Source organism: Spiroplasma endosymbiont of Halictus nicosiae, assembly GCF_978018445.1.
Window position 1 is genome coordinate 802646 of the sequence record NZ_OZ389573.1, and the last position, 19827, is coordinate 822472.

General features: G+C 24.4%; 23 protein-coding genes and 2 pseudogenes. 17 read left to right on the forward strand and 8 right to left on the reverse strand.

The window, feature by feature from the left end:
* Positions 1–74 precede the first annotated feature (74 nt).
* Positions 75–1757, forward strand: coding sequence for an MSC_0882 family membrane protein (locus ACZ91P_RS05495; RefSeq protein ID WP_465158367.1), 1683 nt, complete (start codon positions 75–77; stop codon positions 1755–1757).
* Positions 1758–2144: 387 nt separating this feature from the next.
* Here ACZ91P_RS05495 and ACZ91P_RS05500 read toward each other — a convergent pair.
* A pseudogene (locus ACZ91P_RS05500) lies at positions 2145–3101 on the reverse strand (IS30 family transposase).
* Positions 3102–3372: 271 nt separating this feature from the next.
* Here ACZ91P_RS05500 and ACZ91P_RS05505 point away from each other — a divergent pair.
* Together ACZ91P_RS05505 and ACZ91P_RS05510 are read left to right on the forward strand one after the other, a co-directional pair.
* Positions 3373–3732, forward strand: coding sequence for a hypothetical protein (locus ACZ91P_RS05505; RefSeq protein WP_465158368.1), 360 nt, complete (start codon positions 3373–3375; stop codon positions 3730–3732).
* Positions 3732–3935 carry a hypothetical protein gene (locus ACZ91P_RS05510; protein ID WP_465158369.1) on the forward strand — a complete coding sequence of 68 codons (204 nt, stop codon included), beginning with the start codon at positions 3732–3734 and terminating at the stop codon, positions 3933–3935. Before ACZ91P_RS05505 ends, ACZ91P_RS05510 begins: the two co-directional genes overlap by 1 nt.
* 240 nt (positions 3936–4175) lie before the next feature.
* Here the strand turns inward: ACZ91P_RS05510 and ACZ91P_RS05515 are convergent, their stop codons facing one another.
* Positions 4176–4835 (reverse strand): hypothetical protein, encoded by a 660-nt coding sequence (locus tag ACZ91P_RS05515; RefSeq protein ID WP_465158370.1) that lies wholly within the window; start codon positions 4833–4835, stop codon positions 4176–4178.
* Between the two features lie 64 nt (positions 4836–4899).
* Positions 4900–5307 carry a UPF0236 family transposase-like protein gene (locus ACZ91P_RS05520; protein WP_465158371.1) on the reverse strand — a complete coding sequence of 136 codons (408 nt, stop codon included), beginning with the start codon at positions 5305–5307 and terminating at the stop codon, positions 4900–4902.
* A gap of 138 nt (positions 5308–5445) precedes the next feature.
* On the opposite strand from ACZ91P_RS05520, the gene ACZ91P_RS05525 reads away from it, so the two are divergent.
* A complete protein-coding gene (locus ACZ91P_RS05525) occupies positions 5446–5622 on the forward strand; it encodes a hypothetical protein (protein WP_465158372.1) in 177 nt (58 codons plus the stop codon).
* Positions 5623–5777: 155 nt separating this feature from the next.
* Here ACZ91P_RS05525 and ACZ91P_RS05530 read toward each other — a convergent pair.
* A pseudogene (locus ACZ91P_RS05530) lies at positions 5778–6753 on the reverse strand (IS30 family transposase).
* A gap of 1265 nt (positions 6754–8018) precedes the next feature.
* Here ACZ91P_RS05530 and ACZ91P_RS05535 point away from each other — a divergent pair.
* Positions 8019–8183, forward strand: a complete 165-nt coding sequence (locus ACZ91P_RS05535; RefSeq protein WP_465158373.1) for a hypothetical protein — start codon at positions 8019–8021, stop codon at positions 8181–8183.
* A gap of 183 nt (positions 8184–8366) precedes the next feature.
* On the opposite strand, the gene ACZ91P_RS05540 is transcribed toward ACZ91P_RS05535, so the two are convergent.
* On the reverse strand, positions 8367–8504 hold the full coding sequence (locus tag ACZ91P_RS05540) for a hypothetical protein (RefSeq protein WP_465158375.1): 138 nt from the start codon (positions 8502–8504) through the stop codon (positions 8367–8369).
* Between the two features lie 34 nt (positions 8505–8538).
* Here ACZ91P_RS05540 and ACZ91P_RS05545 point away from each other — a divergent pair, with 34 nt between their 5' ends.
* The 12 genes from ACZ91P_RS05545 to ACZ91P_RS05600 all read left to right on the forward strand — a co-directional run bounded on the left by ACZ91P_RS05545 (position 8539) and on the right by ACZ91P_RS05600 (position 17918).
* On the forward strand, positions 8539–9003 hold the full coding sequence (locus ACZ91P_RS05545; protein WP_465158377.1) for a hypothetical protein: 465 nt from the start codon (positions 8539–8541) through the stop codon (positions 9001–9003).
* A gap of 855 nt (positions 9004–9858) precedes the next feature.
* Positions 9859–10143 (forward strand): hypothetical protein, encoded by a 285-nt coding sequence (locus ACZ91P_RS05550; protein ID WP_465158379.1) that lies wholly within the window; start codon positions 9859–9861, stop codon positions 10141–10143.
* A 15-nt stretch (positions 10144–10158) separates the two neighbouring features.
* Positions 10159–10503, forward strand: a complete 345-nt coding sequence (locus ACZ91P_RS05555) for a hypothetical protein (RefSeq protein ID WP_465158381.1) — start codon at positions 10159–10161, stop codon at positions 10501–10503.
* Positions 10504–10812: 309 nt separating this feature from the next.
* A complete protein-coding gene (locus ACZ91P_RS05560) occupies positions 10813–11547 on the forward strand; it encodes a hypothetical protein (RefSeq protein ID WP_465158383.1) in 735 nt (244 codons plus the stop codon).
* Positions 11548–11564: 17 nt separating this feature from the next.
* On the forward strand, positions 11565–12347 hold the full coding sequence (locus tag ACZ91P_RS05565; protein ID WP_465158385.1) for a hypothetical protein: 783 nt from the start codon (positions 11565–11567) through the stop codon (positions 12345–12347).
* 12 nt (positions 12348–12359) lie between these two features.
* Positions 12360–13610 carry a hypothetical protein gene (locus ACZ91P_RS05570; protein ID WP_465158387.1) on the forward strand — a complete coding sequence of 417 codons (1251 nt, stop codon included), beginning with the start codon at positions 12360–12362 and terminating at the stop codon, positions 13608–13610.
* A 15-nt stretch (positions 13611–13625) separates the two neighbouring features.
* A complete protein-coding gene (locus tag ACZ91P_RS05575; protein ID WP_126821249.1) occupies positions 13626–13895 on the forward strand; it encodes a hypothetical protein in 270 nt (89 codons plus the stop codon).
* A 259-nt stretch (positions 13896–14154) separates the two neighbouring features.
* The gene (locus ACZ91P_RS05580) at positions 14155–14649 is read left to right on the forward strand and encodes a hypothetical protein (RefSeq protein WP_465158389.1); all 495 of its coding nucleotides are present in this window, start codon (positions 14155–14157) and stop codon (positions 14647–14649) included.
* Positions 14650–14679: 30 nt separating this feature from the next.
* Positions 14680–15162, forward strand: coding sequence for a hypothetical protein (locus tag ACZ91P_RS05585; protein ID WP_465158391.1), 483 nt, complete (start codon positions 14680–14682; stop codon positions 15160–15162).
* On the forward strand, positions 15162–15350 hold the full coding sequence (locus ACZ91P_RS05590; protein WP_465158393.1) for a hypothetical protein: 189 nt from the start codon (positions 15162–15164) through the stop codon (positions 15348–15350). The genes ACZ91P_RS05585 and ACZ91P_RS05590 overlap by 1 nt, the downstream gene beginning before the upstream one ends.
* Entirely contained in the window at positions 15307–17589 is a 2283-nt protein-coding gene (locus tag ACZ91P_RS05595) for a hypothetical protein (RefSeq protein WP_465158395.1), read from the forward strand. Before ACZ91P_RS05590 ends, ACZ91P_RS05595 begins: the two co-directional genes overlap by 44 nt.
* Positions 17590–17609: 20 nt before the next feature.
* Entirely contained in the window at positions 17610–17918 is a 309-nt protein-coding gene (locus ACZ91P_RS05600; protein WP_465158397.1) for a hypothetical protein, read from the forward strand.
* Here the strand turns inward: ACZ91P_RS05600 and ACZ91P_RS05605 are convergent.
* From ACZ91P_RS05605 to ACZ91P_RS05615, 3 genes are all read right to left on the reverse strand, one after another.
* Positions 17899–18357, reverse strand: coding sequence for a hypothetical protein (locus ACZ91P_RS05605; protein ID WP_465158399.1), 459 nt, complete (start codon positions 18355–18357; stop codon positions 17899–17901). The genes ACZ91P_RS05600 and ACZ91P_RS05605 overlap by 20 nt on opposite strands.
* Positions 18329–18592 (reverse strand): hypothetical protein, encoded by a 264-nt coding sequence (locus ACZ91P_RS05610; protein WP_465158401.1) that lies wholly within the window; start codon positions 18590–18592, stop codon positions 18329–18331. Before ACZ91P_RS05610 ends, ACZ91P_RS05605 begins: the two co-directional genes overlap by 29 nt.
* Before the next feature lie 98 nt (positions 18593–18690).
* On the reverse strand, positions 18691–19794 hold the full coding sequence (locus tag ACZ91P_RS05615) for a hypothetical protein (protein ID WP_465158403.1): 1104 nt from the start codon (positions 19792–19794) through the stop codon (positions 18691–18693).
* Positions 19795–19827: the final 33 nt, after the last annotated feature.

A 19827-nucleotide genomic window follows, 5' to 3' on the forward strand; every position in this document is an offset into this window, starting at 1 on the left:
TATTAATACAATGTTATTCACATTTAGGGCAGGTGAAACAAAGCGTGGGTTTTTTTAATACAGTTAAATCGTTTATGGTGAAAGATAAACAACATGAGCAACCACCAATGCAATCAGCAAATCGTTTTGGTGATAATTTTAATCCTGAATTAAGAAACCAAAATAATGTTGATTTTAGTCAAAATCAACGCTATCCAAATGGAATGCCTCAAAATCATCTTTCGTCAAATCAATACTTTCGTCCAAATGAAGCATATAAACAAAACCAATTAAATAATATGGAAATATTATATCAAAATAATAATACAATTCGTCCAGTACGAATGAACTTAAGTAACCAATATAATTATTATGCTAATAATTATGACCGCCAGTATCTTGAAGAAGACCGTGAGGTAATGAATGTAAATGCTTCACAAATGCCACCTGGTTATGTTGAGCCATATTATAATCATGATGCGGCGCAAAATTATTCGCGTCCAGTTCATCAACAAATTTTGCCACGCCGAATTCAGCAGCATGTAGCAAGTTCTAATTATGATCAATATTGGTCAGGACAACAAAATCAAGGGCGATATGACAATGCTGAATTTATGGGATATCAGAACCACCGTGATGGTTATGTTAACGATGATAATATGTATGCAAATCAATATCGTCCTCTTTATGAATCACGTGTTGCATCACCGTATCATCAATCACAAGTTAATGAACAATTTAATCGTTCAGAATTAGCTTATGATAGCAAAGGTGCCTATCGTGGTGCAAATTCAGCACAATATTTTGATGATAATCAAATGATGACAAATTCAATGCCAGCTCCACCAGCGTATTATCAAAATAGTCATTTTACTCCATCAGCGCAATTTGACCCACCAGCTTTAACAAACAGTAGGGAAAATAATCGTTATGCTTTTCAACCACAGTTATCAGAAAAACAACGTTGTCGTCGTTTTAATAAGGAATATGCTAACCGTTTAATTCCTTTAGAAATTGCTCGTGAGATTCGTTCGGAAAAAGTTCGTACCTTAATTATGATTATTATTGGTTTTCTTGGCACAATGATGACAAGTTTATTTATTGCCTTATATTTTATTTCTCATCAACAAGAATTAAAAGCAATTATGGGAATTAAAGCGAAATATATTCCTCATCCATTTTTGACAATTACTTTTTTGTTAATTTCTCTAGGATTATTGTTTGCCGGTATTTTTGATTTATCACGAGTTCGAATTGAAACAAATAGTTATCTTTCTAATTTAACACGAGGTAATCATACTATTCCGCATTTCTTAATTGATAATTATAAAAAAATGACTGTTCGTAGTATTGTTTTAAATTGATTAGCATTTCCGACTTATTTCTTTGGTGGAATTATTTTAGGAATTTTATATGGTTTTCAACAACATTCAGGTGAAGAGTTTCGGTTTGGTTTTTGAAGTTGAGGCATTGTTGATGATTTAACAGCAGCCATTACAATTACAATTATTATTTTAATCGTAACATTAGGCGTTCATATTGCGAATATTGTTTTAACAAAAAAAAGAAAAGCAAATATTATTGGTTATTATGGATATGAAATTATTCATCCAGAAGAATTAGCAGCTTTAAAGAAAAAAACAAATCGTATTTGTTTAGTAATTTTTATTATTTTCTTAATTATTTTAACACTAGTAATTTCAATTCCATGATTAATTTCTCGTCGTCGTAAACGAAACGGTGATGCATTACTTGGTCGTTGGTTTAACCGAAATTAAATATTGTTTTAAAAATAATTGATAATGTTTTTCTTAACCAAAAGATAAATAATAATTGTTATTGTTTATTATTAAATTATAATGTTAGGAGAAACATTTTTTATATGAAAATAGCATTATATTTTAAAAATATCATTTCTTAATCTTTTTTATTTGCAAGATAAATTTTATCTTGCAAATAATTTGTTAAGGGCATGAATGTGCTTTTTTTATCAATGTAAAGTAAAGATGCAAATAGGACAACTTGCCCTTATTAAGTCAATATTATATCTTTTATTAAAAATTGCAACTATTTTTTCAAAAAAAATATTTTTTTTGAATTATGTAGTTATTTCAGCACCACGAAAAATGATTTTTGTTAAAAATCTAAAATTAATAATTAAACTATTAAATATTTTGCAAAAATACCTCTTTGGAGGATAATCAACCTAAACTTGGTCGTAGTTTCTCATTAATAATTTTCATAACTTTATTAATTTCTTTTTAAGTAATATTATTAAAATCCATTCCCTTAATGATATATTCTCTAATATCTCTATTCATTCTTTCAACTTTGGGTTTTTGTTTAGGTGAACCTGGGTCACAAAAATAAACATTAGTACCAGTAATTTTTTCAATTCCTTTTCAATCTGAAAATTATTTTCCTCTATCAGTTATTATTCCTTTTATATTTTCTTTATAAAGTTTATTTTTAAAAATACTTTTAATGGCTTTATTAACCTCTTCTGAATTATGGTGGTCTAATTTAAAACAAATCGTATATAAACTTTTTTCTTCTGTAAAAGTCAAACAAGCAGATTGATGGTCTTTACCTACTATACAGTCCATTTGAAATCAACCAAAAGTCCCTTTTTCATGTTCTGCTTCTTCAATAAATCTAATATTTGTTAATTGTCCACGATTATCTTTTCTCTTTTTTGTTTTAAACTTTTTACCTTTAAATGGCAGTTTTTTCTTAATTTCAGTATTTTCATTATCAAAAACTCCATATTCAATATATTTGTAAAGTGTCACATGTGAAAATGGAAACTTTTCATTATACTTTTTTTCATATTCAAAAATAATTAACATTGGTGAATATCGTCTTTTACTTAAAATTTTTCTTATATGATTTACAACTTTTTTTCTAATTGTAGTATATTTTATAGATTTTTTTCTTTTATTTTTATAATCATCATTCGATTTTTTAGGATCGTATTTTTCTTTAAGTCTTTTAGCCTCTAATCTAATTGTATTACGACTTTTATTCATTATTTTTCCTATTTTAGAATAATTAGGTGTGCCATCTTTCTTTTTAAATTTTTCGTATATTAAATATTCTTTTAAGTCATTTCTTTCTACTAAATTAAAATGTTTAAATTTTTTCTTTTATTTTTTCATAAGACAACCTAGCCCTTTCTATTAAAATATTTATACACTAAAAATTAAAATTTTGTTGACAATACTTTAAATGATGGTAAGATAGTGATGTAATTTAATACAAGTAGAATTTACTAGCCCTTAATCGCTTATTTAAAAATTACTAAAAAATAGAGACTTGAAAAAGTCTTTTTTTAATTTATTTTACTTTTTGATATTTTTTTGTAGAATGGTGATGACAAAAAATGCAAAAAAGATGGCAAAAGTAGATAAAAAGTGATGAATAATGGCAAATTTAACAAAAATAAAGCAAAAATTAACAAAATTTTATGAATATTGTAAAGAAAATAATATCAAACTTGTCACAAAAGAAACCTTATTAATCTTTTGTAATTTAGAAGAAGATGAATATAATGACTTAAAAGACACTAATTTATTAGCGTTTAATAAATTTAAAATGAAAATAAGAATATTAGAAAATAATATAAAATTACATCTCTTAAACGAAACTAAGGGGGGTGTATCAGTATATGCACAGTATTATGGCCGTGAAAATGAAACTGAAATAAATTATGCCCCTATTAATATTAATATACCTGATTGGCGTGATATATAATGGCAATATTAAAAGAATATAGTTATCTTTATAAAATAATAACTAGCTTAATAAATAATACAGAATATATTGCAGATGAAATTAATTTAGCTGGTAGTCGTAAAGCAGGTAAAACATATTCTATTGATGAATTAATAGCATTATTAAGTTGTGTTGTATTAGCAAATAAAGATAAAAAAATAGATAGTATTTATTATTCTTAGGTTTTTAATAAAATTAAGTAATTAGAAACAAATTAAGTTTCGCTTATAATTGAATAATAACAAAATTTATAAAAAATTCAACTTTTTTTAAAATATAATTTTTAGTTGAAAAAATAATTTATAAATTTATGAATTTTGACACACTAAAAAATACTTTTTAAAGTTATTGCTAATTTTAAAAGGTTTTTATTTTTTTATAAAGATAAAAATTGATTTTGAAATTGATTTAAATTAAATATATTAAATTCAATTTTTTTTATTATTTTTATTAGTTTTATCAACTTTCTCATCATTAATTTGATTATTAAGTCTTAACATAGAAGCAATTAACATATTGATAAATGTTTCTTTACAATATATTTTTGCGCCACGCCCTTTAACAGTCTTAATATAATGCGAAACATCACCCTCAACATGACAACCAATATTATATTCTAATGATTGATTTACAATATCTTCTTCATTACTTTTAATTAATTCAATGGTTTTTAATAAAAATATTTTTTTATTACCATTAACATATGGTAAATGACATATTAAAAAATCTAATAATAATTTATAATTTCCAGTAAAGAAATATATTTTTGCTAATTTATATTTTATTCTATGAATTTTGATTCTATTTCGATTTGGGAATAATTGTTTAAATCTATTTGATAAATGAAATTTATCTAAACTATATGATACAGTGTTATTTTTATATTTTTCTTTTACTGCTCTATAAATTTTTTTAATTTGTTTTTCACCATCACTTAATATTAATATTTTAGTATTTTGATTAATATCATAAGTATCCATTGATTTAAAAAATTTATCAATAAAATTATCAATATTAGATTTATTATTTTTATTTTTATTATTTTTATTCATCATTTGAAAAACGCCTTTTTTCTTTTTCATTTTTATTCTGGTTTTTGTTGACTTTTCTTGATCAACATCAACATGCATAGTCGCAAGAAATATTTTATTTTCAATTTTTTTTATTTTCTCGCATTGGTTCAAAAGCTCCGTCAATTTGAATATATAAAACATTATTTGGAATTTTAATTTTATTGTTATTTTTATTACTAATGTAATCGGTTTCTTCTAAAACGGCATTTTTAAAAATATTAAATATTGTTCTTTCGCTAATATTTGTATTCTCTGTTGTATATAAAATATCTTTATATCTTTTTCCATCACCTATAAAAGACATATATTTATTTTTTAAATTTATTTCAATTCTTTCGTATTTTTTTAAACCTAATTCTTTATCTAAAGAATAACGATTTATATTTTCCTTTTTTTCTTCATCATATTTAACATATAATCTTCTTTTAATAGGAATATCTCCATATTCTGTTTTAATTGTTTTTGGCAATTTTGATATCACCTTATATCCTTTTTATAATCTTCTAATAAATTTTGTTTTAATTCCATTTTATAATTTCCTTTCATATAAACAAATTATTTTAAAATATGATACTCAATACTTCACATAATCTTATCAAAAAAAGGAGGCTATTTAAAAATGCAGGATTTTACCAAAATTAATAACAAAAAACGGATTACTAGTTATAAATATTTAAATAAAAAATATGATTTGAATTTTAGTGACTATAATTTACGAAGATATGCCAATACCCATGAAGATACTACATTTGGCGATACAATTAATGTATGTAATTATTTAACGTGTAAATTGTAAATGCAAATGTAGCACTTTATTTTATTTTATTATAACACTAATAAAATAAATGTTCAATATAATTTATTTTAAAAAAATTTATTAGTTTTGTTTTAAATTTATAAATTTTGGCACACTGAAAAATAAAATGATTAAAATTTTTATAGATAATTATATTAAAAATTAAACATTTGTATAAAAACTTCTTTTGAAGATAGTCAATGTAAATATTTTTTAAGTTTAGAATTTATTATATTAGCAATTTCTTGATAATAATTTCTTGAATAAATACTTAAATCAGTTCCTTTTAAAAATCAATGTCTAAAATCACGGATTGCTCTTTTAACTTTGGGTTTTTGTGTTGGAGTTCCAGCATCACAAAAATATACTTTAGCAGTTGTTATTTTTTCATTTTTTTCTCAATCAGCAAATTCTTTGCCTTGATCTGTTATTATTCCTTTACATCTATCTTTTAAAAATCTGTTATAAAAAATTCGTTCTACTGCGTTTGTAACTTCTTTTGTTGTTTTTTTTAATGCTTCAATAATTTTAAATTGGGTTAATTCTTCGATTAAAACTAAACAAACATTATTGTTTTTACCAACCATAGTATCCATTTGATATCAACCAAATTCATATTTATCATGTTTTGCTTCTTCAATAGTTCTAAAATTTCTTATTTTTCCACGGTTATCAATTCTATTTTTTGTTTTATATTTTCTACCATGAAAATACAAATTATATTTCTTGAAATTTAAAAATCCCAAATGAATATATTTATATAAAGTTTTAAAAGATACTGGAAATTTAATACCAAATTCTTTTTCATATTTTTTACAAATTTGTTCTAATGAATCATGAAATTTGTTATATTTTTCATCTAATCATTCTAAAATATTTAACAATAATGATGATTTTTTAAAACATTTTTATCGTTTTTGTAAATAATCTTCGTGTGCTAATTTAGCATCATATTCATTATCTTTTAATCTTTTTATTTCTCGTCTAATTGTATTGCGATTTTTATGCAATATTTTTGCTATTTTAGATATATTGGGTTGACCATTTTTTTCTTTTTAATGAATCAAGTTCTAATAAATCTTTTAACATTACTCTTTCTTTAAAAGTAAAATGATGTTTTGTTTTATTCATTCTAAAAAATCCTTTCTTTTATATACAAAGTTAATTATATAGTTTTTTGAGATTTTGGGCGAGCGGTTGATTTTCTTAAATTTTTGTGATAAAATTATTTGTAAGTTAAAAAAAGTTTTGAGATTCTTTCAAACAAATTTGGGAACCTTTATAAAATTCTTCGCTTAACGCTTAGAATTTTTCCCAAGTATTTTGAAAAGCGCGGCAAAAATTTTTTTAACTGTAAATTGTAAATGCAAATGTAGCACTTTATTGAAAAAGAATAAAGTGCTTTTTATTTTGTAAAAAATACTTATATTTATTGGATTAATCGTTAGATAGTATCTTTTACACTTAATAAAATATGTTTTTTCAGAAAAATCCATCCTTTCTTTTCTTAAAAAATTTTGAATAATTGTTTTATTTAGTTGTTAGTTAATTGTTAAATATAATTACTAAAAAATATATTTAATAAACAAAGAATTAAAAAAGATAATGAGATAAAAAAATAAAGATACTATCTAACGATTAATCCAAAATTCAATCTTTAAAACTTAATATTTTTTGATGCTTAAAGATGGATAACTCATCTATGGCACGAAGCCTTAAAGAAAGTGTGAAAGCGATTGGATTTACTACTCCTATTTATTTCTTTAATTCTCGGCAAGATTAATCACTTGCGAAATGTCAGAGCATGTGTTTTTTGGCTTGTTTTCATAAAAAGAGTGTTGTTAAACCGAAAAAAAAAAACAATATCCGACACTAAAAAAACAAGAGGGTTGGAACTCCAAAAGGTTATTTTCTTTATATAAAGTTGTGTAGGGATGGATGAAGCGTAATTAATAACTGGGTAAACTGTTTTTTGTTTATTTCTGTATCGGGGTAAACTATATCAAAATATCCTATCCGCCCTCGCCCACCTTCAAAGTGAAGCGGGCGGCGAAGTAATTAAATATTAAAATAAATTATTTACTAAATATCAAAATATTAACCAATAAAGCAATATTATGTTTTTTTACAGAAATGAAAATATTTGATGAAAAAATAAAATAAAAAAATTAAAAATAAATTACAAGAATTAATGATACAAGCTTATCTGGTAACAGTAAATGATATTAATGGTGAAATTTGAACAACAAATAAAAAGAATTAAGGAGTATAGATAAATGACAGAATATAAAAGTAAATATATTAATAAAACTTGAAATGAAATAACAACATAATTTGATTGAGTTAATTGTCAACCTATTAATTGTCGTATTTCACATCATAAAAAGCATTATGATTTGCAATGTTTAGAATGAGCCAAAATGTACTTAAATTTATTTAAAGACAAGTGAGATGTTATTATTTCATATACGCAATATTATAAAATTAACGATATTTTAGATTTAGCATTTGATGGATCAAAAATATTACAAATTGACAAAAAAATAAAACAAATAAATTAAAATATATTATTGCAATTGACCCTGCTGGAATTGGACAAACTGGTATTATTATTTATAATGTTTTGCAAAAGAAAATAATTAATAATATTACTTTTAATTCCAAAAATGAAGAAGAAGCAATAAATAATATGTATTTAATATTAAATGAGTTTAAAAATAAAATTTGTTCTTATTTAAATAAAGTTATTGTAATAATTGAAGATTATCAACTTCATAAGGGTTTAAAAAAAATCCATTATCTACTCCTAAATTTATTGGTGGTTTAAAAGTTTTATGCAAATATCTATTTAATTTAAAATATATTTTGCAATCACCAGTCATTAAGAAAAATTATATTTATAAAGGAAATATTAAAATGTCAGAGCACCAACACGATGCTTGAAAACATTTACAGTATTTTTTAGCAAAAGGAGTTGAAAAAATGGCACAAACAAAAAGTAATTTACCTAAAAAATCAATAACTAATAAACCTAAAATAAAAAATAAAAAAGTTAATAAGTTAGAATTAACTGTTAGATTACATGAAAATCCGATTAAAACTAAGATTAAGGCACTGGTTGGTGGTGGTGTTGAAGTTGATGCTTGTTTGGCTAAATGTCAGTGAGAAGGATTAAATTACTCAACATTATCAATATATAACCCATCTGTTTTAACTGAGTTTTTGAAATTAAAAAAAGATCATGAGATAAAAATTAAAGGCTCAGTATTTAATCAGTTAAATATAAAAACTAAACGCTATTTTTTGTCTTTTAGAGTAGACAGTTTTGAAATTATACAAAAAGCGATTAGAAAAAGAACAAATACAAATATTAAAAAATAGGAGGAAAAACAATAAGATTAAAAAATGTAAAATATGTTCTTATTAATGAAAATAGTGAACCTATTAAAAATGAAGATGGTAGTTTAAATATTAAAACTGCTGAAATTATTTTAGAAAATACTGCTGAAGTTGAAGAATTTAATGCAATTAATTTAGAAAATAGTGATCAGCAAATCAACGAACTACAAACAAAAAATACTGAATTAACTTCACAAATTGAACAACAAACAATTCAATTAAAACAAATTGAAGTAATTGACTTTATTAATTCTTTAACTGATAATGAAGAATTTAAAAATGTTTTATTAAAGTCTTATGATATTACTGATGATATTGAAATCATTAAAACACAATTGCAAAGTGTTTATGATGAATTAATTAAGGTACAAACAGTTAATATTGGTGACGTACCAAAAGTAGTAAACAAAGAAAACAATATTTTAGATACAGACAATGTATTTAATAAATAGAAAGAAGGAAGTAAATTATGGCACAAAACCCACAAAGAATTTTCGGAGATATTGCTAATCAAGCAACAAAACGAGATCGAGAAACATTTGAACAATGATATTTACAAATTTATCAACAAAAATTTAGTTAAGAAACATTATTTGCGTGAAAAGATGCAAGTAAATTTAGTTTAGCATATAAAAGAAAGAAAAATATTAAATATAATGAAGTTCTGGTAAAGATGGGAAAGTATTTAATAATGATGATAAATTATTAAATTATTCAGAAGTAGAATTTGATGATGAAATTGTTGAATTAGATACAATTTTAACTTTTGCTTGTAAATTAGACCCTGTAGAAAGTGATTTTAACCCTAATCTTTGGGCTGCTGATATTGAAAAAGCAATGGATACTGAGGTTGCTTATAAACGTAATAAAATTTTAGAAATTATTAATAAAGGAGTAGTTACAACCATTCAAGGCCAAAAAGCAGATGATACTAATGCTTTACAAATTCACGATGAAATTATGGATAAAATATATGAAAATGGATTTACCCCATCAGAAACAGTTGTCTTGGGTTCGGCTGATTTTATTCGTGGAATTCGTAATAAATTACAGTTACAACTTGGAGCAAATGACCAAATAAACAATGTAATTGAAACAAGCGGAGCAATGAAAACTGTTTAAGGAACAACATATTATATGGTTCCTAAAAAATTACCAATTATTAATAAAGATGGTTCAGAAGGAACAATTACTCTATTACCAGATGGTGTTAATGCAATTGCCTTTAAATTTAGTAAAAAATATGACCCTCTTATCTTACGCAAAAAAGACCATACTCCATTAAGAGTTGGTACAGCTGCATTGGGTACTGGAATGGGTAATACTTTGATTATGGAAAGAGTTTTATATTTAAATGGGGCAGTGGTTGAACCTAAGGGAATTATTAAACATATTGTTTCAAAAATTGATATTAGTAAAATTAATAAAATAGATAAACCAAATATTCATATTACAGACCCAACAAAAGCAACAGCCGAATAGTTAAAATCACAATTTAAAGATGTTGTTTTAAAAGCAGTAAAAGCAGTAAATAGTTCTTTAACTGAAAGTGATTTTGATTACTTTATTGAAAGTAAAGGTGAAGACTGACCAATTAATATTACAAATGATAAAACTGTTGAAGTTCAAATTGAAGGTAAAAACAACGTTACTGGTCAAACAAATCCGATTGATGTTAAAATTAAAAATTCTTATATAGTACTAAAAAATAGTACTTTTTCGTTTGATATATATGCCAATTGGAACATCTAAAACAGCCCTTATTTATGCTGTTAAAAAAATCCAACTAGATTGTCAATCCAACAACAAGAAAAAAATTTTGGTTTACAGTTATTAGAATTTTTAGGAATTCAAGTTTTAGCACTTGGTTTATCAGTTTTAACTGGTGGTATTGCTTCGGCTGTTGGTCTTGGTGCGGGATTATCTAATTTTGCCGCAGCATTTATCTCATTTGGAGTAGAAACAGCAACCGATTTTTCCGTAAATCAAATATACGATAAATTAACATCAGAAGTGACAGCAAAAAGTACTGCCTTAAATTTGCTACCAGCAATTGATGGTATTGGAAAATTAACGCGTGCTGCTCGAACAACTAAAATTTTAAAATTAGCGAAAGAAACTAAACTACTTGAAAAATTAGGTGTAATAACTGCTAATAATTTAGAAGATGTTGTAAGACAAGTTAGAGGTAAAAAGATTTTATCTGATAAATTAATATTTGATTTTACAAAACAAGCTAATAATGAAACTTTATTATATACAATTGGAAAATTAGCCCGAAATGATTTTTATAAGGGTTTTAAAGTTTCTAAATTAGAAACAATTAATAATTTATTAAAAATTGAAAAAAATATTCAAAAAATAAGTCCTATATTAGTTCAAAAAATACCACGTATAAATGAAATAAATGCTAATAAATGATTCTCTAAATATGGATTAAATATTGATAAAATAAGCAAAATTAATACTAATGAGTGATATAACATAATGACTAATCTTCATAAAAAGGTGTTGGTAAAAACCTAATATTAAATGCTAATTTAATGCGGGGCAGTAAAATATATAATAATAAATTATTAAATATTTTTCATCAAACACCAATTAAATTAAATAAAATTTTAAATCATTTAAACCTAAATTTTTATATTCAAAAAGTAACTAAAAAATTATTAGCCCCAATTGAAAAACAAATAATTACTATTAAACAAAAAGTAATTAGTAAAATTACTGATAAAACTAAAAAAATATTATCTAAATTTGAAACTAAGGCTATTAAAAAAGGTCAATTATTACCTTTTGCTTATGGTTCTGATGTTTTTTTAGCAGTTAAAATTGTTCCATTATCAGTTGCGGGTCAAGTTGCTTTAACAATATATTATAAAAATCCTAAATATGCCCCTATTGTCGTTATGACAACTTTAATCAAAGCAGAACAGTTTGTTTTGGCTCCTAAACCGTTTAAATTCTATATGAACAGTGAGTGGTTTATTGGTTGGGGATTTAAAAAAACAAGTTTGTTTAATTTAGTTTCTTTTGCCCTACTTATTTATCAGCAAGTAGTAAAAGATAGTTTTAAAATATATCGGACAATTGCTAAGATATTAAAAATGCAAGAACAATTTAAAAATAACTTTAATAAAGATAAATTGTTAAATACGCTAGAAGATAGTGCGGTTACTAGTTTGTTAGGTAATGGACTAGTATTTCAAGCATATAAACAACTCAGAACAAAACAAGATTTAAACAAAACAATTAAAACAAAAACATTACTAAATAGTAAAAAATTTATATTAAAGAAAATATATTCTAAAAAAAGTAAATGATAAGGAGATGATTAAATGTTAAATGAATTATGACAAAATGTTACTTTGGAAAATTATAATAATTTTATTCCAATGACAGGTAAAATTACACAAGTTCCAGTTCGTTATAATAAGTTTTTTAAAGGTGATGTAGAATTATGATTTAAAACATTTGCTTTAAGAACCCAAAATATGATTAATTCTTACTTAAACTATCCATTTTCAAAACTAAAGTTTGAAACATTTAAAGATCCATTATTAAAGAAAATTTGTATTAATATGGTGTTTATTACGATTGAGCATTGAACATTTAACCGTATTCCAATTGAATTTTTTACTTCGGCAAATATGAGTGTTGGTGATATTAATTATTTATCGCAAAATGACCCCATGATTATTTGACAAAGTCTATTGCCTACCTATGCAAAATCATTGGCTAATTTAACAACTTTAATGAAAATGTTTCGTACTTTTCAAGAAGAAGGTATTGATTTAACAATGATTGATTTAGAATCATATTCTACTCAATTAGAAGTTGATGCTTTAATAGAAAAAGAAAAAATTAAGATTGACAATAAAACTATTGTTAAAAATAACAATAATGAAATAAATGTTCCCTTTGATAATGATACTATTTATGAAAAAAATGGTGTCTGAAAAGCAAAACAAAGTGGCGGTAGTGATATTAAAATTGATAATAAAACAATTATTAAAAATACTGCTGATGAATTAATGGTTTCAGATTTAAAACAAAATAAAATAACTTTATTACCTAATAGTAGTGGTCGTGTTAATGCTGATTTTAATGCTGAAAACGAGGAATTAAGAATTTGAGACCCTAGTTTTCAAGGTGGTAAAAATACTGCTGATTATATGATTATTGATAGTACAGTTGCGGGAATTGAAAGTACTGATGATACATTTGGTACTACTAAATATTTAGATAAATTTTATTTACAGAAAAAAGATTTACCTAAAATATCAAATGATTGAAAAGTTGTTGATACTAGTGATTTTGTTCAAGATTCTAAAGGATATAAAATTAAAAATTTTAATAAGTCAGAATATTATTATCGTTTATGGTGTTATAAAACGCTTGAGATAGAACTATATATAATTACGCATATAAACTTTAAAGGTAAATTAGCAAGTGGAATATCATATGGAAATAATCCAAGTCGTTGAATTACCATTCAATTATTTTCCAACGGTGAGTTTAAATTATCATCAATATCAAATAGTGTTGAAATTAAAGGATTGTATATTGAAAGAAAAAAAGTAAGTTAGGAAGGAGATGGTATTATGCCAAAAGTAACTATTAAAGATATGATTATGTTTTTGAAAATCTTTGGAGTTTCATCATTGTTTTTTATTGCCGGAATTATTATTTGTTTTATCGGAGAAAAAACATTGGGTATTTCTTGACCAGCATATGTTATTGTTTCAGCAATGCTTATTGGAGCAGGAATTATAGTTTTAATTATTGAAACTATTAGATTTATCAAAACTCATAACAAACAACAAAAACAAGATAGTATTGAAGATGTTATTAAAAAAGAAGATACGAAATAAAGAGGTGATATAAATGGGATTGTTATTAGAAAAAAAGAAATTAAAAAAAGAATATGATATTGATAGTTATTATCTTAATTTAGCATCAACGATTACTAATCGTAAAAATGTTACTGTTTAAAAACATAAGGAGATTTTAGAAAAAAGAATTTGTGAAGATAATGCTAATTTTTTAAATCCACGAGATTTAGAAATTAGCATTTATAATCCAATTAATAATAAAGAGATAGATACTAAATTAATTAATAACTTTTTAAAAATGCAAGACTTTACTAATAAGAATTGATATAACGAATATAAAATTAATAAGAATGGTAAAGGTGCATATTTTATTTTTGCTAATAATTTAAAACTTAATTTTATTACTATTGATTTTTATAATAACCAATATGACGAATTAGGTAATTTAGTATCTTGTACTTTTGATTATGACCCTTATATTAAAAATGACCAGAGTGTTTTTATTACTGAAAAATTAGAAATTAATTATGTAACTAAACAAGTAAAAGTTATTAGAAAGTTAAAAACATGATTATACAGCACTATTACTGACTTATATATTGATGATGCTAAATGAAATAACTATACAACTTTACAAAGAGAAGAAATATTGCCACTTAATTTTATACCAATTGAAATTATTTCTAATAACCCTAATTTTGAACCTTCTGCTCGTTATGGTAAACAATTTGCTAGTATTTTAGATATTATTGCTGAAAAGATAATGTTAGATCCATTATTAAATAGTGGTTAATTTACCATTAATACTAATGGTGTTACTGGTGTGGTTGACCAAGAAATTAGTAAAATGTTGGCTTCATTTATTGAAAATGACTTGTTATTAGTTGAAGGAGACTCTGATAGTAATTTTCAACCAGTAGACTATATTGCTGGTAATTTTAAAGGTGAACAATTAACCAAAATATATGATTGATTATTAACTAATTACTATAAAATAAATCGCCATCATGTTCCCGCAATCGCCAAGGGAGCCCAACAAACACAAGCAGAAGTTGCGGGAGTAAATATTCAAACAAACGCATCATACAAACAAATGATATATATTAGAGAAATTAAATTAACTGAATTCATTATTAAGTTAATTAAATATGATAATGCTATTTTAAACAGTAGAACATTTAATATTAAAAATATTGATGATTTAATTATTGATGTTCGCTTACCAGTAAATGCTACTTTAAACAGACAATTAAATAACAATGAAACTATTATAAATATGCCTAATGAAGAAGGAGAACAAGAATAATGTTAAAACCATCTGAAAAAATGTTAGCACAATTAGAAGAAAATGATGAACCAATTGACTATTCAATTGATAGTATTCCGTTAGATTTTGCTAGTCAATCGCAGTACATCGACCCTGATTTAGAACAATTATTTACTGAAGACCGTGCTAGAACCTTATATATTTATAAAATTAATAAATCTTGTTAAGACAAATCAAAAACCAATCTTAAACTATTCTAAAAATAGCGTTAAAATAGGTTTTATTGACAAAGATGAATATATTAAAATAACTGGTTATGAAATTAGTGATTTTAATTTTAAATTACAAATTCAACAAAATACCACAGTCCAAGATAATAGCACAAGTTATGTAATGATTGAAGAAAAAGATATTTTAATTAATGATATTTCAAAAAAATACAAAGAATTTTTAGAGTCCTATGACTTAAAAATAGTATCTATTAATGAACCAATTACCGAAGACAATAAAAATGAATGTTATATTATCGAAGAATATAAAAGACCTTATTCACCTGATGGTGTTGATATTATTAAATCTACTCATTTAGTTAAGGTGACTGATTTTAAATGAAAAAACCAAAATAGTATTCATTTAGTATTACAAAAATCATTACCCGAAGATACAGTATTTACTGGGATTGAGATTAAATACCCTAAATCAATGTTATTTGGAAATATTAAATGTTGAGGTAATATTAATGGTCTTTATTCTTATCCTTCATCAATAGTTGAAAATGCTAATTTAGTACCGTTGCTATCTATGTCTATTGAAACAAAACCTAATTTAAGAGTATTTCAATATTGATTTACCGAAAGTTTTTTACCGTGGTTTATTGCAAAAATATATATTCAACCAGATGATATTTTAAGTTTAATAAAAAATAATGGTTTAGAAAAAGTTTTATTAAATTATTTAACTTATCGTTATAATTATGATCGAAAATTTCAAGGTGCAAAATATGATGAAAAAGGAAATCCCACTAATAAAGCGGCTGAATTACGTCAAAAATTTGAAGGACAAAAACCAGAAGATGTTATTGATGGTTTATTTGAAAATTGAAAATTAGACAATCCAAGTGAATTACATAAAAGATATGTAAAAAGAATTAAACAAGTGATATACATGTTATCAAATTATACATATAGTAAATATGCAATTAATAAAGGCTATAATGATGATGTTAAATTATTTGCCCCTTATTATTTTGAATTAATATCTAATCCAAGAGAGGTAGAAACTGGATATTGAGAGTTTGAACATTACAAAGTTAAATTAAATTCATCATATTTTAATTTTACTGGTGGTTCTATTCCAACAACACCAATAAATTATTGAGAAGAGGTTTATTCAAATGACAAACCATTTAATGAGAAAGATGATAAATGATATTTTGCTGTGTGGCGTGGTGATAAAAATGCTGATTGGCGTATTATTAAGTTTAAAAATAATGAAATGACTATTAAAATTGATAATTCTAATAATCGGCAATTGCAGAAAACTGATTTAGGTATGGGAAGAGATTTATGTATTACAAATGATTCAGGGTTTGTTAAATATGTGACACATTGAACAGATGATAATGGTTCTTACTTTAAATCAGTTTATCGTTGAAATAATGATAGCGAACCAAATACACCGTTTATTTTACCTAAAACAGGACAAATTACAGATTGAAATTTAAAAAATCAAAATAATATTAATAAAAATGATGAAATTAAAGTAACTGTTAAAAACAAAGATATTTCAGAAAACTATATTTATCAATTAGAAGCAAATTACTTTAATTGATTATCCATAACAAGTGAATTAGAAACAAATAATATACCTTCTCTTATTTCTGCTGAAATTAAACTATCTGATGGTGAATATGGCAAATATTTAACTAATTTAATTGTTTCTAATGACAAAATAAAAGATTATTTAAACTATTTTTCTCAATGAAATAAATTACTTTATTCTAAATCAAATTGAGTGAGTATAACTAAAAATTTAGTTGAGGACAGTATTAAAATAACTTTTTTAAAACACGAAAAACTATTTAATTTAAATCAAATCGAAATATCTGGCATATGATGTTATGGGAATTATGATATAAATATTTTTATTGAAAAAATAAATGAAAAAATTACTGAAGGAAAAGATATTAACTTAGAATTAATCAAAAATTGTCCTATCGGAACTAAAGTCAGTGGAAAAGACAGAAATACATATTTACAATTAATCGAAGATAATGAATGATATTTGTATAAAAATGGCATTGAAGATGAAAACTCATATTCAAATATCGCAGTTGTTAATTTTTTAAAACAATCAAATAGTTTAATATTTTCCTATCCACCCACAAAAGAACAAATTAATATTAATAATTTACAATTATTTAATAAAAATAATGAAAAATTATCATTAATTACATTAGAAATATAATAAATTTCAAGAAAGATAATTTGTATTTTCATGGTAGAAAATATAAAACAAAAAATAGAATTGATAACCGTGAAAAAATAAGAAATTTTAGAACTATTGAAGAAGCAAAACATGATAAAAATGAATTTGGTTGATTTCAAATGGATACTATGGTTGGCAAAAATAATAGTGTTTGTTTAGTTTTAATCGAAGAATTAACCCAATTTAAAATTATTGAACCATTAAAAGAAAAAACAACAAAAGAAGTTACAAACGCAGTAGAACGAATTTTTTCTAACAGATTTTTTAAAGATAGATGCAAAGGAACAATTATTTTATTGGTGTTATAATAAAATTAAATAGGGTGCTACACTTCATAGTACAATTTACAAATCCATATTTAGACAATCATTTATTAGCATTTATTTCATTTATGCGTGGTATTTTTTGAACTAATGTAGGACTTATTTTTTGAATATTTTTTTCAATTTTTAATAAATTATTAATTGTTTCTAAATTAGAAACTTTAAAACCTTTATAAAAATCATTTCGGGCTAATTTTCCAATTGTATATAATAAAGTTTCATTATTAGCCTGCTTTGTAAAATCAAATATTAATTTAGAAGATAAAATCTTTTTACCTGTAACTTGTCTTACAACATCTTCTAAGTTATTAGCAGTTATTACACCTAATTTTTCAAGTAATTTAGTTTCTTTTGCTAATTTTAAAATTTTAGTTGTTCGAGCAGCACGCGTTAATTTACCAACACCGCCAATTGCTGGTAACAAATTTTGCTGTTACTTCTGATGTTAATTTAATATATATTTGATTTACGGCAAAATCGGTTGCTGTTTCTACTCCAAACGAGAAAAATGCTGCGGCAAAATTAGATAATCCCGCACCAAGACCAACAGCCGAAGCAATACCACCAGTTAAAACTGATAAACCAAGAGCTAAAACTTGAATTCCTAAAAATTCTAATAACTGTAAACCAAAACTTTTTTCTTGTTGTTGGATTGACAATCTAGTTGGATTTTTTTAACAGCATAAATAAGGGCTGTTTTAGATGTTCCAATTGGCATATCATTTTTCAAACGAAAAAGTACTATTTTTTAGTATTATTAAGAATTTTTAATTTTAACATCAATCGGATTTGTTTGACCAGTAGCGTTGTTTTTACCTTCAATTTGCACTGCAACTGTTTTATCATTTGTAATATTAATTGGTCAGTCTTCACCTTTACTTTCAATAAAGTAATCAAAATCATTTTCAGTTAAAGAAACATCTACTGCTTTAACTGCTTTTAAAACAACATCTTTAAATTGTGGTTTTAACTGTTCGGCTGTTGCTTTTATTGGGTCTGCAACATGAATAGTTGGTTTATCTAATTTATTAATTTTACTAATATCAATTTTTGAAACAATATGTTTAATAATTCCTTTTGGTTCAACCACTGCTCCACCTAAATATAAAACTCTTTCCATAATCAAAGTATTACCCATTCCTGTACCTAACGCAGCAGCACCAACTCTTAACGGAGTATGATCTTTTTTGCGTAAAAAAAGAGGGTCATATTTTTTGCTAAACTTAAAGGCAATTGCATTAACACCATCTGGTAATAATTCAATTGTTCCTTCTGAACCATCTTTATTAATAATTGGTAATTTTTTAGGAACCATATAGTATGTTGTTCCTTCAACAGTTTTCATTGCTCCACTTGTTGTGATTACACTATTTATTTGGTCGTTTGCTCCAAGTTGTAACTGTAATTTATTACGAATTCCACGAATAAAATCAGCCGAACCTAAAACAATTGTTTCTGATGGAGTAAAACCGTTTTCATATATTTTATCCATAATTTCATCATGAATTTGTAAAGCATTTGTATCATCTGCTTTTTTGCCTTGAATAGTTGTAACTGTTCCTTTATTAATAATTTCTAAAATTTTATTGCGTTTATAAGCAACCTCAGTATCCATTGCTTGCTCAATATCGGCAGCCCAAAGATTAGGATTAAAATCATTTTCTACAGGGTCTAATTTACAAGCAAAAGTTAAAATTGTATCTAATTCAACAACTCCATCTTCAAATTCTACTGTTGAATATTTTAGAAGATTATCATCGGTATTAAATACTTGTCCATCTTTTCCTAAACCTTCATTATATTTAATATTTTTCTTTCTTTTATATGTTAAACCAAATTTTATTTGCTTCTTTTCACGCAAATAAAGCTTCTTAACTAAATTTTTGTTGATAAG